This window comes from Roseateles sp. L2-2, from assembly GCF_050613215.1.
Lineage (GTDB): Bacteria > Pseudomonadota > Gammaproteobacteria > Burkholderiales > Burkholderiaceae_C > Roseateles > Roseateles noduli.
The window spans coordinates 1,662,253-1,676,408 of sequence record NZ_CP192509.1 but is presented as its reverse complement, the minus strand read 5'-3'; the positions used below and the strand labels follow the sequence as shown (position 1 = coordinate 1,676,408).

The following is a 14,156-nucleotide window of genomic DNA, read 5'->3' as shown; positions in this document are numbered from 1 at the left end:
GCGGCGCCCTTCGACTCCCCGTTCTTGTCTCAACCGCGCTTCAAGCGCGCCCCAGCCGCGACTCAGTTGCGCGGACGGCCGCCGACGACCGTCTGCCGCAGCGGATTGCGGCCGAACCAATAGGCCAGTTCCCGCGGATGCGCGGCGTCCCAGACGCAGAAGTCAGCGCGCTGGCCGGCGGCCAGCCGTCCGCGGTCGGGCAAGCCGAGCGCCCGCGCCGCGTTCGCCGTGAGGCCGCGCAGCGCCTCCTCCGGCGTCATCCGGAAGAAGGTGCAGGCCATGTTGAGCATCAGCAGCAGCGACAGCCCCGGCGAACTGCCCGGGTTGTGGTCGGTCGCCAGCGCGATCGGCACGCCGGCGTCGCGCAGCGCCTGGACAGGCGGCAGCTTCGTTTCGCGCAGGAAGTAGAAGGCGCCGGGCAGCAGCACCGCCACCGTCCCGGCCTGAGCCATCGCGGCGATGCCTGCGTCGCTCAGGTATTCGAGGTGGTCGCAGGACAGCGCGTTGAATTCGGCCGCGAGTGCGGCGCCGCCCTGATCGCTCAACTGCTCCGCGTGCAGCTTCACCGGCAGGCCGAGTGCCTGAGCGGCCTCGAACACGCGACGGGTCTGCGCGGGCGTCAAGCCGATGCGCTCGCAGAAGGCGTCGACGGCGTCGACCAGTCCCTGTTGATGCAGCTCCGGCAACCAGGCGCAGACGGCGTCGACGTACGCGTCCTGGCGACCGTCGAACTCCGGCGGCAGCGCATGCGCGCCGAGGTAGGTCGTCTTCACCGTCAGGCCGAGATCAGCCAATTGGCGCGCGACACGCAGGCACTTGGCCTCGTCCGCCAGCGACAGGCCGTAACCGGATTTCACTTCCAGCGTCGTCAGCCCTTCGGCCATCAGCGCGCGGGCGCGCGGCACCGCCAGCGCGTGGAGGTCGGTTTCGCTCGCCGCCCGCGTCGCGGCGACCGTCGAGCGGATGCCGCCGCCGGCGCGGGCGATCTCCTCGTAGGTCGCCCCTTGCAGGCGCAGCTCGAATTCCGCCGAGCGCTCGCCGCCGTAGACCAGATGCGTGTGGCAATCGATGAAGCCGGGCGTCACCAGCAGGCCGCCGAGGTCGCGCAGCTCCACCGCGCTGTCGCGCAGGTCGGTCGGCAGATCCGCCATCGGGCCGACCCAGCGCAGTTGTTCGCCCTCGACAAGCATCGCGCCGTCGCTCACCAGGCCCCAGTCGCGGTCACCCGCGAGGGTGGTGAGGGTCGCGTTGGCGTACAGCACGCGCTGCGACGTCGAGGACCCGTGCGTCATGACTCGCTCCAGATCAGCCACCACGCGGGGCCGTGTTGATCGCCGTCGTCGAAGACGCAGCTCTGCGAGGCCGGCGACTCGCACCAGGCGAGGGTGTGCGGCGCCAGCGGCACCGACCGATGGCCGTGGACGATCATGCCGCCCTCCTGCGTGAACAGGCCCAACCATTGCGCGCCGTGCGGGATCACGGGCCGGTCCGCGGGCTGCACGCGGAACACGCCCGCGTCGCGACGATGCATCGCGTTGAAGTCCTGCGTCGGACCGTCGATGAGGACGCAGTTCGGCGCGTCCTCGCCGGGGAACTGCACGATGCCCTCGTTGGGCTTGAGCGCGCGGCCGCGCAGGATCACCCCGCCGCCCGAGAGCACGCCGAACCAGCGGTCCACGCCCGGGAAGGCCGAGAACGGCCCGTCGCGCTCGATGTCGGCGATGCTGACGCGGACCTTCCAGTCCGCCACGTGCGGCCACGCCAGCAACTCGCGCGTCTGCCCTCCCCCGTTGCGCCACGGGGTGGGCGCGACATCATCGGCGGTGATCCTCATCCAGCTCATGTCCGGCAGCTTGTTGGTTTTTGTCGAAGCCCGGGATTTTCGAAGACTCATCCACCGCGTCACGTCACGAAACGTCACATCCGCTCTCCTGCTACAACTGGCCCGTCCACTCGTGAACAACGTCACGCCTGGAAGCTGCCTTCAAGGAAATACCGGCTGGCCGGATGCACCAGTCGCACCGCCGTCACCGTGCGGCCCAGGCTCGAGGTCGCGCGCTTCACCACGAGACAGGGTTCGCCGCGCGGCATGCCGAGCAGCCTCGCCTCGAGGGCATTGGGCATCGCCGCCTCGATCGTATAGCGCGCCTCCGACAGCGGGGCGACTTCGAGGAGGTAATGCGTCGGCGTCACCCGCTCGAAATCCTGCGCCATGTAGGCCGGTGCGCAAGCCGGATTGACGAGGCGGTCCTCGCACTGGATCGCGACGCCGTTCTCGCGGTGCACGATCACGCTGTGAAACAAGGTCGCGCCGGCGCGCAGCCCCAGCATCGCCGCCTGTTCGGCGCTCGCCTTCAACGATTCGAGCACGTGGACCTTGGCCTCGTGACGGTGGCCGCGTTCGGCGATCTCCTCGTGGACGTCGCGCACCGTCAGCGTCGACGCGATCCGGTGCAGCTGCGCGACGAAGGTGCCCACGCCCTGCACCCGCTCGATCATCCCTTCCTGATGCAGCTCGCGCAGCGCGCGGTTCACCGTCATCCGGCTGACGCCGAAGGTCTCGGTCAGCTCCGCCTCCGACGGCAGGCGCTCGCCCGGACGCCAGCGCCCGCCGGCGATGCCTTCGCGCAGATGCGTCTTGACCTTCAGGTATTGCGGCGCCGGGCCGCCGGCCGCGCTCGATGAGGGGGTCGCCATGGGGCGGGATCCTACTTGACTGTACTTGTATAGACAACCGAGAAAACCGCTCCTATGATCGCGCCCCATCGGACCCCGAAGACCGCGGGCCGGCCCGCCTCGCAGACCAGGAGACATCGATGACGACCAGCCCCACGACGAGCTTCAAGACGACCGCTCCCTCCGCCCAGCCGCGCCCGGTGCGCGCGCCCACCGGCACGCAGCTGAGCTGCAGGAACTGGCTGATCGAGGCCGCCTACCGCATGATCCAGAACAACCTGGATCCGGCCGTGGCCGAGAACCCCGACGCGCTCGTGGTCTACGGTGGCATCGGCAAGGCGGCGCGCAACTGGGACTGCTTCGAGCAGATCCTCACGTCGCTCAAGAACCTCAACGAGGACGAGACCCTGCTGATCCAGTCGGGCAAGCCGGTCGGCGTCTTCCCGTCGCATGTGGACGCGCCGCGCGTGCTGCTGGCCAATTCCAACCTGGTGCCGGCCTGGGCCAACTGGGAGCATTTCAACGAGCTGGACCGCAAGGGTCTGATGATGTACGGCCAGATGACGGCCGGCTCGTGGATCTACATCGGCTCGCAGGGCATCGTGCAGGGCACCTACGAGACCTTCGCGGAGGCCGGCCGCCAGCACTTCGGCGGCGACATGGTCGGCCGCTGGGTGCTGACCGCGGGCCTGGGCGGCATGGGCGGCGCGCAGCCGCTGGCGGCGACCTTCGCCGGCGCCTGCTCCCTGACCATCGAGTGCCAGCAGTCGCGCATCGATTTCCGCCTGAAGACCCGCTACGTCGACGAACAGGCGACGGACCTGGACGACGCGCTGGCGCGCATCGCGAAATACACGGCCGAGAAGAAGGCCGTCTCCATCGCGCTGCTGGGCAATGCGGCGGAAGTCCTGCCAGCGCTGGTCGCCCGCGTGAAGGCCGGCAGCGCGATCAAGCCGGACCTGGTCACCGACCAGACCTCGGCGCACGACCTGATCAACGGCTACCTGCCGGTGGGCTGGAACGTCGAGCAGTGGAAGGCCGCGGCCGCCGATCCGTCCAAGCATGCCGACCTGAAGGCCGCCGCCGCGCGCGGCTGCGCGGTCCACGTGCAGGCGATGCTGGACTTCCAGGCCATGGGCATTGCGACCGTCGACTACGGCAACAACATCCGCCAGGTCGCCTTCGACCAGGGCGTGAAGAACGCCTTCGACTTCCCCGGCTTCGTGCCTGCCTACGTGCGCCCGCAGTTCTGCGAAGGCCGCGGCCCGTTCCGCTGGGTCGCCCTGTCCGGCGATCCGGAGGACATCTACAAGACCGACGCCAAGATCAAGGAACTGTTCCCGCACCACGCCGGCGTGCACCGCTGGCTGGACATGGCGCGCGAGCGCATCGCCTTCCAGGGCCTGCCGGCGCGCATCTGCTGGCTGGGCCTGGGCGAACGCCACAAGGCCGGCCTCGCGTTCAACGAGATGGTCCGCACCGGCGAGCTGAAGGCGCCCATCGTGATCGGCCGCGACCACCTGGACTCCGGCTCGGTCGCCAGCCCGAACCGCGAGACCGAATCGATGCAGGACGGCTCCGACGCCGTCTCCGACTGGCCGCTGCTCAACGCCATGCTCAATACCGCCGGCGGCGCGACCTGGGTCTCGCTGCACCACGGCGGCGGCGTGGGCATGGGCTACTCGCAGCACAGCGGCGTGGTCATCGTCTGCGACGGCAGCGAGGCGGCGGACAAGCGCCTCTCCCGCGTGCTGTGGAACGACCCCGGCACCGGCGTCATGCGCCACGCCGACGCGGGCTACGAGCTGGCGCAGCAGACCGCGCAGGAGCGCGGCCTGAAGCTGCCGATGCTGGGCCGCTGAGCGCGCGCCCTCGAGACCGCCCTTCACCAGACACCCGAATCAGACTTCGATCCGAGTTCCCATGACGACTTCCCTCGAACTCATCCCCGGCCAACTCTCCCTGGAGCAGCTGCGCCGCATCCGCGCCGGCGGCGTGACGCTGGCGCTGCACGCCGAGGCCTGGCCCGCGATCCGCCGCGGCGCCGCCGTCGTGCAGGCGGCCGCGGCCGGCGACGACCCCGTCTACGGCGTCAACACCGGCTTCGGCAAGCTCGCCTCCAAGCGCATCGGCAAGGACGAACTGGCCGCCTTGCAGCGCAACCTGATCCGCTCGCACTGCGTGGGCGTCGGCGCGCCGCTGGCGCCGCCGGTCGTGCGGCTGATGCTGGCGACGAAGGCCGCCTCGCTGGCGCGCGGTTTCTCCGGCGTCCGTGAATCGGTGGTGCAGAGCATCCTCGACGCCTTCAACGCCGGCCTCGTGCCCTACGTGCCGGCGCAGGGCTCGGTCGGCGCCTCGGGCGACCTGGCGCCGCTCTCGCACATGACGCTGGCGCTGATGGGCGAAGGCGAGATGCTGGTCGACGGCCAGCGCAAGCCCGCGCTCGCGGAACTGGAGAAGGCCGGCCTGAAGCCGCTGGTGCTCGAAGCCAAGGAAGGCCTGGCGCTGATCAACGGCACGCAGACCTCGACGGCGCTGGCGCTCGAAGGCCTGCTGCGCTTCGAGACCGTCTACGCCGCCGCCGTCGTCAGCGGCGCGCTGAGCCTGGACGCCGCGCGCGGCAGCGACGGCCCCTTCGATCCCCGCATCCACGAGGTGCGCGGCCAGCCCGGCCAGATCGAGACCGCCGCCGCCTACCGCGCGCTGCTCGCCGGCAGCCCGATCCGCCAGTCGCATCGCGACGGCGACGACCGCGTGCAGGATCCCTACTGCCTGCGCTGCCAGCCGCAGGTCATGGGCGCCTGCCTGGACCAGTCGCGCTACGTGCGCGACGTGCTGGTGCGCGAGGCCAACGCGGTGACGGACAACCCACTCGTGTTCGCGCCGGAAGACGGCCCGGCCGCGATGGTCTCGGGCGGCAACTTCCACGCCGAACCGGTGGCGCTGGCCGCCGATGCGCTGGCCTGCGCGATCGCCGAAGTCGGCGCCATCGCCGAGCGTCGCATCGCGATGCTGATCGACACCGGCGTCTCGCGCCTGCCCGCGTTCCTCACCGAGAACGCCGGCCTGAACTCCGGCTTCATGATCGCGCACGTCACCGCCGCGGCGCTGGCCAGCGAGAACAAGTCGTTGGCCCATCCGGCCAGCGTCGACAGCCTGCCGACCTCCGCCAACCAGGAGGACCACGTCTCGATGGCCACCTTCGGCGCGCGGCGTCTGGGCCCGATGCTCGACAACACCGCGCACATCGTCGCGATCGAGCTGCTGGCCGCCGCGCAGGGCATCGAATTCCTGCGTCCGCTGCGCAGCTCCGCGCCGCTGGAGGACGTGCACGCGCTGCTGCGCGAGCGCTGCCCCGCGATGTCCACCGACCACTACCTCGCGCCCGACATCGAGCGCGCCTTCGTGCTGGTCAACGACGACGGCCCGCGCGGCCCGGCCGCGCTGCTGCGCGCGCGCACGGAGATGGTCGTACTGGACTGACCACGGGACTGACGGCTGGACTAATATCCGGGGCATCGTCGGGCATCGCCCGCCACCTCCCCGCGAGTTCCGCATGCCACACACCGCCTCGACGGCGCGCCCTCCGCGCGCCGTTCGCGCTTCCGACCTGCCCACGCCGGAACGCGCCTCGCCCCAGCTTGTCCGCTTCGTTGCGAGCCTGTTGCTGCTGATCGCGGCCGTGATCTTCGCGCCGCGCGCCTTCGCGGCGACCAAGGTCGTCTTCGACGTCGACATGCGCGAAGAGATCGCCGGCGGCCGCTTCGATCCGACCAGGGACGTCGTCGGCGTGCGCGGCGGCGCGGCGCCGCTCAACTGGGGTCGCTCGGTGGTCGCGCCGGCCGCCGGACTGGGCCGCGAGGGCTGGTACAGCGTCTCGGTGGTCTTCGAACGCATTCCTCCCGGCGGCAACGTGCCCTACAAGTTCCACGTCGAACATCCCGGCCAGAACGATCCCGAAGGCGATTGGGAATCCGGCTCCAACCGCTCGCTGGAACTGGTCGCCGACGAAGTGCGCGTCACGCGCGCCTTCAACGCGCCGGGCGCGCCGATCTCGCTGAGCCGGGCCGGCACCATCGAGCGGCTGGCGCCGCTGCCTGGCAACTTCGTCGCGCAGCGTCCGGTGCAGGTCTGGCTGCCGCCCGACTATGAGCGCGACACCGCGCGCCGGTATCCGGTGCTCTACCTGCACGACGGCCAGAACGTCTTCGACGCCGCCGCGGCGGGCGCGGAGTGGCAGGTCGACGAGACCGCGCAGCGTCTGGTCGTGGACGGACAGATCCAGCCGCTGATCATCGTGGCGGTTCACAACACCTCGCGCCGCATCGACGAGTACACCGCGACGGCAATGAAGTACGAGGGCAACACGCGTGGCGGGCTCGCGCCTGCGTATGCGCGCTACCTGATCGAACAGCTCAAGCCCTCGATCGACGCGCGCTACCGCACGCTGCCGGATGCGGCGCACACGGCGGTGGGCGGTTCGTCGCTGGGCGGCATCGTCAGCCTGTGGCTGGCGGTTCATCACGGCGATGTGTTCGGCACGGCGCTGGTGGTGTCGCCGTCGCTGTGGTGGGACGATGAGTTCCCGATCCGCGACGCGCAGAAGACGCCGCTGCCGATGTCCTTGCCGCGTCCGAAGCTGTGGCTGGACATGGGCACGAATGAGGGGGTGGACTCGATCAAGCAGCTGCGCAAGCTGCGTTCGGTGCTGTCGGCGCGAGGGTGGGCTGGCGCCGACATCGGCTATCTGGAGGCCGAAGGGGCCGGGCACGATGAAGGCAGTTGGGCGGCGCGGGTCGAGCCGATGCTGAGATTCGTCGACAAGCAGTTCAACGCCAAGGCAGGCAACGCCCGTCAACAGGATCCGTATCCGGTGGACACTCGCCCGCCGATGCCCCGGGGCCAGGGCACGTACTGACCCTTCGCAGGCCTCGGTCCCAGACCGAGGCAGTCAGCGAGAGTGGGTGGGGCCGGAATGCTTCTGGGGGTTCCCGGAGGGACGCCCCCTGAGGCGTGGAGTGCCCGCGCTTGGCAGCGCGAAGTCAATGGCGCCTGATTCCTGCGTGACGCTGCTGGCCCTCACCCCTGCCCTCTCCCGCAAGCGGGAGAGGGAGTCATACGGCGTCAGTATCGACCGGTCGCGCCCGCCACTCGCAGGTAGACATAGGCGACCCAAGCGACCAGCGCGCGCCCGAGGAAGCCTCGCAGCCCGCGTCCGGCTGTCTGCTCGACGCGCAGCGACTTCGCCACCGCCGCGTCGAACTCCCGCGCCACATCCCCGGCGAACGCGGCGTCGCGCACGACGACGTTGGCTTCCAGGTTGAGCAGCAGCGACAGCGGATCGATGTTGGAGCTGCCGATCGTCGCCCAGTCGTTGTCGACGACGCAGATCTTGGCGTGGAGGAAGGCCGGCGTGTATTCGTAGATCTGCACGCCGTGCCCGAGCAGCTCGTCGTAGAGCGCGTGCGCGGCCAGCGCGGCGATCTTGTAGTCGACCTTGCCCTGGAGCAGCAGCCGCACCTGGACGCCGCGTTGCGCGGCGTCCTTCAGCGCGCGGCGGAAGCGCTGCCCCGGATAGAAGTAGGGCGTGATGAGGTCCACCCGCGCCGTCGCGCCGCGGATCGCTTCGACGTAGGCGCGCTCGATGGTGCGGCGTTGGCGCAGGTTGTCGCGCAGCACGAAGGCCGCTCGCACCGGTGGCAGCCGGCTGGGATCGCGCCGGCGATGTTCGCCGCGCGGCATCCGGATCCTTCGCATCAAGCGCTTCGCGCGCCGCCCCGGCGAGGCGCTGCGGATCATCGCCCGCATCTCGTCGCCGAAGTCGTGGCCCAGCCAGGCCCGCGTCCACACCGCGCGCGCCGCCTGCTCGATGGCCCGCACCGCCGGCCCGCCGACGCTCACGGCGAAGTCCAGCCGCGGCGACTCGGTGCGTCCGTGGTGCAGGTCCACGCGATCGTCGATCACGTTGATGCCGCCGACGAAACCGACCCGCCCGTCCACCACGCACAGCTTCTGATGCAGCCGGCGCAACTGGCCGGGATGCAGCCAGTTCCACCACCGGTCGATCGGCCGGAACACCGCCAGCGCCACCGCCGTCCCTTCGAGCTGCGCCCGCATCCAGCCCAGGCTGCCCTTGGAACCGAAGCCGTCCACCACCACCCTCACCCGCACGCCGCGCTGCGCCGCGCGCACCAGGGCCGCCACGGTCGCCGCGCCGGCCTCGTCGTCATGGAAGATGTAGGTGGCGAGCCAGACCTCGTGCTCTGCCCGGTCGATCGCCTCGATCTGCGCCGGAAACAGCGCGTCGCCGCCGCACAGCAGCCCCACCGCGTTGCCGCCGGTGAAGCTGGGCTGGGACCCGAGGGTCCACGGGAAGAGGGGCTCCGGCGTCCGCTTCAAGTCAGCACGAGCTCGGCGAGCAGCGGCAGGTGGTCGGACATGCGCGCCCACGCCGGGCCGCGCGGCACCTTCATGTCGACGCAGCGCAGGCCGCGCGTGTAGATGCGGTCCAGCGCGAACACCGGCACCCGCGACGGGAAGGTCGGCAGCGAGCGCTTCGCGCCGGGCAGCATCGCCCGGCTCAGGCCGGTCGTGCGCATGGACTCTTCCAGCCGCTCGCCCCAGTCGTTGAAGTCGCCGGCCACCACCAGCGGCGCGCCGTGCGGCACGTGGTCCTCGATGAAGGCCGCCAGCTTCTGGATCTGCCGCACCCGGCTGCCGTGGATCAGTCCCAGGTGAGCGACCACCGCATGCACCTCGGTCCCCTGCCAGCGTACCGGCACGTGCAGCAGGCCGCGCTGCTCGAAGCGGTGGTCCGACACGTCGTGATGGCCGATGTCGCCCAGCGGATACCGCGACAGCAACGCGTTGCCGTGCTCGCCGTGGCGCGTGACCGCGTTGGTCCGGTAGGCCACCTCGTAGCCTTCCGGCGCGAGGAACTCCGCCTGGCCCTGCTCCGGCCAGCCGAACCAGCTGCGGTCGAACTGGCGCGCCTCGCGGTGATGGAACAGCCGGACCTCCTGCAGGAAGACCAGGTCCGCATCCAGCGCCTGCACGCCCATGCCGAGGTTGTGGATCTCCAGGCGCTTGCCCAGGCCCATGCCGCGCACGCCCTTGTGGATGTTGTAGGTCGCCACGCGCAGTCGACCGACGCTGTCGGCCGGCGAGGTGTCGGTGGTCGCCGAGTTGGCCAGGGCCGCGTGGCGCGGCGTTCGGCGGATCATGGGGTGGCCCTTTCAGCGCGGGCCCGCTGGACGGGCAACTGGAGGATGGCTTCCGCGTTCGACGGCGAGAAGCACAGGTCCGCCGCCTCGCGCCACGGCAGCCAGCGGAAATCGAGGTGCTCGCGCGGCGCCAGCGTCACCGCGGCGCCTGCCGGCACGGTCAGGCCGAAGACGTGTTCGGTGTTGCGCGTCACGCCCGGCGCATAGCGGTGACGCCAGACCGGGTAGATGTCGTAGACGTTGGCCAGTGCCCAGTCGACCAGCGCCCCGGGGGCCAGGTCTTGCACGCGGATGCCGGTCTCTTCGAACACCTCGCGTTGCGCGGTGTCGGCGAGCGGCTCGTCGAGCGCGTCCTTGGAGCCGGTCACGCACTGCCAGAAGCCGGGACGGTCGGCGCGTTCCAGCATCAGCACGTCCAGCGCGTCGGTGTGGATCACGACCAGCACGGATTCCGGGATCTTGTAGGCGCGCGCGGCCGGCTCGGCGGAGGCCGTCCGGGCGTCGGCCGGGAGCGCGGTGGCAACAGGGTCGAGAGGCACTTCGCTCATAGCGGGCAAGCATATCCCAGGGTCATGGCACGGTCGGCGTGTGCCGGGCCCGGCACGCCGTCGACATGGACTCCCACACGCCCGACAAACACCGGACACGTTGGGGCGCATCGCGGCGGCCGACATGTCGCCCGATCACGCGGGCAACGGTTGTTCACAGTCGACGAACAACGTCGTCGGCGGATGTGCGGCAGGAAATATAGAAAGTTTGTAGAGCCGTCGGACGCCGCCGGTCATGAGGGCATCCGCCGTGCCGCCCCCCGGAAGAATGGCCTCCATCGCAATCGACACCCAGGAGGGGTCATGACCACCGTCAACACCACGCCCGGCGCCGGCGCTCCGCTGGTCGCGTCCCGCCAGCTCGTGAACCGGCCCAGCGGCAGCTTCGAGATCAACGCCCGGGAGTACGGCACCGTCGCCGCCGGCGCGATCGGCCTGGCGCAGGCGGCCTACCAGGGCGGCGAGAACGCCGTCAGCACCGTCGTGCACTGGAGCGAGGAAGGCCTGCAGGCCCTCGAGGACGGCGCCAAGGACCTGGGCCATGCGATCTCGACCGGACTGTCCGAGGTCAAGGAACTGGCCGGTGACGTGAAAGACGCCGTCGCCAGCGGCACCAGCACGGTGATGAAGGAGGCCGGCGATCTCGGCAGCACCGTCGGCGGCTACCTGGCCGCGGGCGCCGTCGCCGGCAAGGCGCTGATCGACGAGATCCTCTGATCATGCGCGCCGCCGTCGCCCTCACCCTCGCGCTGGGATCCGGCGCGCTGCCTCTGGCCGGCTGCTCGCTGCTGAGCCCGATGCCCAGCATCGAGCTGGCCAAGGCCACGGCCGGCATGGCGACGGTCGCGATCGGCCAAGGGCCGACGCGCGCGACGCAGACGGTGTTCCACGACGCCGCGCTGCCGGATCGCGTCTGCATCGAATACAACCGCTCGCTCGCGCTGCCCGAGTTCGTGCCGGCGTTGATCGCGGAACTGCGCGACCACGAGGTCCAGGCCCGCGTCTTCGAAGCCGGCGTGCGCCCCGGCGACGAGGCCTGTCCCGCCTGGGTGCATTACCAGGGCCTGCAGCAGTGGGACAAGCCGCCGCTGTCGGACCAGATGCGTCCCTACCTCTCGCAGGCGACGCTGAGCCTGCACGACGCAGGCGGTCGCCTGATGGCCGCCAGCAGCTACCGCAGCGACGACGCGACGCTGGGACTGGGCAAGTGGGCCAGCACGCGCAACAAGCTCGCCCCGGTGGTGCGGGCGCTGCTCACGGGTTTCGAGGGCTGAGCCCGGCGTCGTCCGCCCGAGACTGTCCCGGACACCGGAGCGACGTCGTCCGGAGAACAACGATCACATCGACGAGGGAATCATGTTCAACGTTTCCATGGCCGCGCGACGCGGCGGATGGCTGCTGGGCGGGGCACTGCTCTGCGGCGCGCTCCTGAGCGCCTGCGCCTCGAACGAGGCGCTGGTGCAGGGTCCGGTGCAGGTGATGGCCGCGCCCGACGGCGCCTATGTCGAGCGCGTCAACAACGGCGCCATCTATCAACCCGGGATGGCCGCGGCCTCGCTCTTCACCACCGAGCGTCGCGCGCGCCAGGTCGGGGATTCGCTCAAGGTCGCGATCAGCGAGTCGCTCAGCGCCACGCAGAAGAGCAAGACCGACACCAGCCGCGACAACAAGCTCGCGGTCAAGGGACCGGGCGGATCCAGCAACGTGGGCATCGTCGACCGGCTGCTCAAGGCCGACGCCACCGCGTCCGGCAGCGATTCGTACAAGGGCAGCGGCGACACCGAAGCCAGCGGCAGCCTCAGCGGGCAGATGGCCGTGTCGGTGATCAACGTGCTGCCCAACGGCCACCTCGTCGTCGCGGGGGAACGCAGCATCGCGATGAACGGCGGACTGCAGACGCTGCGCTTCTCGGGCGTGGTCAATCCGCAGGACATCCGCACCGGCAACCAGGTCCAGTCGGCGGACGTCGTCAACGCGCGAATGGAAGTCGCCGGCAAGGGCGAGGTCTCCGAGGCCGCCCGGCGCAGCTGGCTGCAGCGCGTGCTCACCTCCAGTCTGGCGATCTGGTGAGCGATCCGTGGGGATCCGTGTCGACTCAGACGAGTCGCGCGGCGAGCCGCCGCGCGAGTTCGAGCGCCTCGGACAGATCCGGGTCCGCGACATCGCCGGAAGCGCCCGACAGCCGCTCCAGCACGGCCACCAAGGCGCGCGCCTGCGCCCCCGGTTCGACGGCGTCCGATGCGCCGGCCCCCGTCTCCGCAGCGGGCAGTTGCGCGATCAGCCGTTGCAGCCAGCCCGCAAGCCGCTCGGCGCGGCTGCGGTCCGCGCGCGACCAGACCGCCCCTTCCGGGCGCTCCAGCACCAGTTCGCCGACGACCGCGCCTGACGCATTCCGCAATGACAGCGCTTGAGATGAGCGCCCCGCCCGCGCCGCGCCGCCGATGAGCGTGGGCGCGCCGCCCGCGGTCCAGCGCAGTTCCAAGGCCGTCAGCGCCAGGGCTTCCAGCAGACGCGGCCGCGCCTGCTGCCATTGCGAATCGACGTCCGCGACGGTGGTCACCGCGGCGCCGGAGCGGCCCAGCGTCAGCAGCAGGCCCTCCGCGCCGTGCGGATCCGTGTCGAATCGCGCGAGCTGTTCCAGCCGCGCCGGCAGTTCGGTCTGCCCGAGCGTCGCCTCCAGGCGCTGCCGCTGCTGCTGGTGGTACCAGCTCGGGCCGAGTTGCTCCTGCTCCGCCATCAGCTGTCCCAGGCGCCCATGCGCCGCCGCCTGCAGGGAGCGCGACTGGATCTCCTCGCCCAATGCCAGCGCCTGCTGCGCGGGCGGCACGGCGTCGGTGCCGCCGCGCAGTTCGCTGATCAGCAGCAGCGTCTGGGCCTGGAGCCAGCGGTAGCGGCAACGGCGCGAAAGATCTTCCGCCTCGGCCGCCAGGGTCAGGGCGTGCGCCACCGCGCCGCTGTCGCGCGCGCAGCGGGCGTGGTGCCACATCGCCTCGGCCTCGTAGTCGCGATGCCCGACGGCGCGCGCATCGGCGCGGGCCTCGTCCAGCCGCGGCAGCGCGGCCTGGGGTCCCTGCGTCGCGCGCAGCGACACCGCGCGGTTCAGCGCGATCTTGGAGCGCATGTAGGGGTCGTCGCCCAGCTGCGGGTAGTGCAGCTCGGCCTGATCCAGCACGCGACCGCCGCGCGCCCAGTCGCCGAGCGCGAAGCACAGGTGCGCCAGGCCGATCCGCGCCAGGCAGGCCCAGCGGGTCTCGTCGTCGGCCAGCTCCAGCGTCTGGCTCCACGCGTTGCAGGCCTGGACGTAGTCGCCGCGCTGGTAGTGCATGCGGCCCAGCGCCTCGCTGAGTTCCGCCGCTTCCTCCAGCAGCCGGTGCTGCAGGGCGCGTGCGATCGCGCGTTCGAGCTCGGCCTGCAGTTCGGGGCCACGGCCCCAGCGTTCGAGGATGAAGAAGGCGCCGAGCAAGGCCTGGAACGGCGGCTCGCCCTCGCGCGCGATCAGTCGCTGCAGGCGCGGCAGCGCCAGGCCGGGGCGGCGCATCACCAGTCGCTCCCAGCGCGCCTGCGGCGTCAGGGCCGGGCGTGCACCCGGACCGGCGCCGCGTCTCCCGCCCGCCGGCCGTCCGCGGCTGTCCCTGCCCTTGCTTCCGCGTTCGCCTCGCTCGCCCGTCGCCATGTCCGTCCCGTTCAATGCCGTCCCCGCTCCGGGGAA

Annotated in this window: 13 protein-coding genes; 6 read left to right on the top strand and 7 right to left on the bottom strand. The window is 71.0% G+C overall.

The annotated features are described in order from the left end of the window. Window positions 1–62: 62 nt before the first annotated feature. The 3 genes from hutI to hutC form a co-directional block, all read right to left on the bottom strand. Window positions 63–1,292: an imidazolonepropionase gene (gene hutI, locus ACQZ13_RS07680; RefSeq protein WP_431050745.1), complete on the bottom strand. Its 1,230-nt coding sequence runs from the start codon at window positions 1,290–1,292 to the stop codon at window positions 63–65. Then, on the bottom strand, window positions 1,289–1,843 hold the full coding sequence (locus ACQZ13_RS07675) for a HutD/Ves family protein (protein WP_431050743.1): 555 nt from the start codon (window positions 1,841–1,843) through the stop codon (window positions 1,289–1,291). Before ACQZ13_RS07675 ends, hutI begins: the two co-directional genes overlap by 4 nt. Window positions 1,844–1,965: 122 nt before the next feature. Continuing rightward, window positions 1,966–2,697 carry a histidine utilization repressor gene (hutC, locus tag ACQZ13_RS07670; protein ID WP_431050741.1) on the bottom strand — a complete coding sequence of 244 codons (732 nt, stop codon included), beginning with the start codon at window positions 2,695–2,697 and terminating at the stop codon, window positions 1,966–1,968. 119 nt (window positions 2,698–2,816) lie between these two features. Here hutC and hutU point away from each other — a divergent pair, with 119 nt between their 5' ends. From hutU to ACQZ13_RS07655, 3 genes are all read left to right on the top strand, one after another. Continuing rightward, window positions 2,817–4,538, top strand: coding sequence for a urocanate hydratase (gene hutU, locus ACQZ13_RS07665; RefSeq protein ID WP_431050739.1), 1,722 nt, complete (start codon window positions 2,817–2,819; stop codon window positions 4,536–4,538). A 61-nt stretch (window positions 4,539–4,599) separates the two neighbouring features. Then, window positions 4,600–6,159 carry a histidine ammonia-lyase gene (hutH, locus tag ACQZ13_RS07660; RefSeq protein ID WP_431050737.1) on the top strand — a complete coding sequence of 520 codons (1,560 nt, stop codon included), beginning with the start codon at window positions 4,600–4,602 and terminating at the stop codon, window positions 6,157–6,159. 73 nt (window positions 6,160–6,232) lie between these two features. Next, window positions 6,233–7,594 (top strand): alpha/beta hydrolase, encoded by a 1,362-nt coding sequence (locus ACQZ13_RS07655; protein WP_431050735.1) that lies wholly within the window; start codon window positions 6,233–6,235, stop codon window positions 7,592–7,594. Between the two features lie 206 nt (window positions 7,595–7,800). Here ACQZ13_RS07655 and clsB read toward each other — a convergent pair whose 3' ends face one another. The 3 genes from clsB to nudB form a co-directional block, all read right to left on the bottom strand. Continuing rightward, the gene (gene clsB / locus ACQZ13_RS07650; RefSeq protein ID WP_431050733.1) at window positions 7,801–9,075 is read right to left on the bottom strand and encodes a cardiolipin synthase ClsB; all 1,275 of its coding nucleotides are present in this window, start codon (window positions 9,073–9,075) and stop codon (window positions 7,801–7,803) included. After that, window positions 9,072–9,776 (bottom strand): endonuclease/exonuclease/phosphatase family protein, encoded by a 705-nt coding sequence (locus tag ACQZ13_RS07645; RefSeq protein WP_231993309.1) that lies wholly within the window; start codon window positions 9,774–9,776, stop codon window positions 9,072–9,074. The genes clsB and ACQZ13_RS07645 overlap by 4 nt, the downstream gene beginning before the upstream one ends. 119 nt (window positions 9,777–9,895) lie before the next feature. Then, window positions 9,896–10,447, bottom strand: coding sequence for a dihydroneopterin triphosphate diphosphatase (nudB, locus tag ACQZ13_RS07640; protein ID WP_431050731.1), 552 nt, complete (start codon window positions 10,445–10,447; stop codon window positions 9,896–9,898). Between the two features lie 303 nt (window positions 10,448–10,750). Here nudB and ACQZ13_RS07635 point away from each other — a divergent pair, with 303 nt between their 5' ends. The 3 genes from ACQZ13_RS07635 to ACQZ13_RS07625 all read left to right on the top strand — a co-directional run bounded on the left by ACQZ13_RS07635 (window position 10,751) and on the right by ACQZ13_RS07625 (window position 12,517). After that, a complete protein-coding gene (locus tag ACQZ13_RS07635) occupies window positions 10,751–11,164 on the top strand; it encodes a hypothetical protein (protein ID WP_431050729.1) in 414 nt (137 codons plus the stop codon). Between the two features lie 2 nt (window positions 11,165–11,166). Continuing rightward, on the top strand, window positions 11,167–11,721 hold the full coding sequence (locus tag ACQZ13_RS07630; RefSeq protein WP_431050727.1) for a cell division protein FtsI: 555 nt from the start codon (window positions 11,167–11,169) through the stop codon (window positions 11,719–11,721). 82 nt (window positions 11,722–11,803) lie between these two features. After that, window positions 11,804–12,517 (top strand): flagellar basal body L-ring protein FlgH, encoded by a 714-nt coding sequence (locus ACQZ13_RS07625; protein ID WP_431050725.1) that lies wholly within the window; start codon window positions 11,804–11,806, stop codon window positions 12,515–12,517. 25 nt (window positions 12,518–12,542) lie between these two features. Here ACQZ13_RS07625 and ACQZ13_RS07620 read toward each other — a convergent pair whose 3' ends face one another. Then, window positions 12,543–13,985 carry a hypothetical protein gene (locus tag ACQZ13_RS07620; protein ID WP_431050723.1) on the bottom strand — a complete coding sequence of 481 codons (1,443 nt, stop codon included), beginning with the start codon at window positions 13,983–13,985 and terminating at the stop codon, window positions 12,543–12,545. Window positions 13,986–14,156 lie beyond the last annotated feature (171 nt).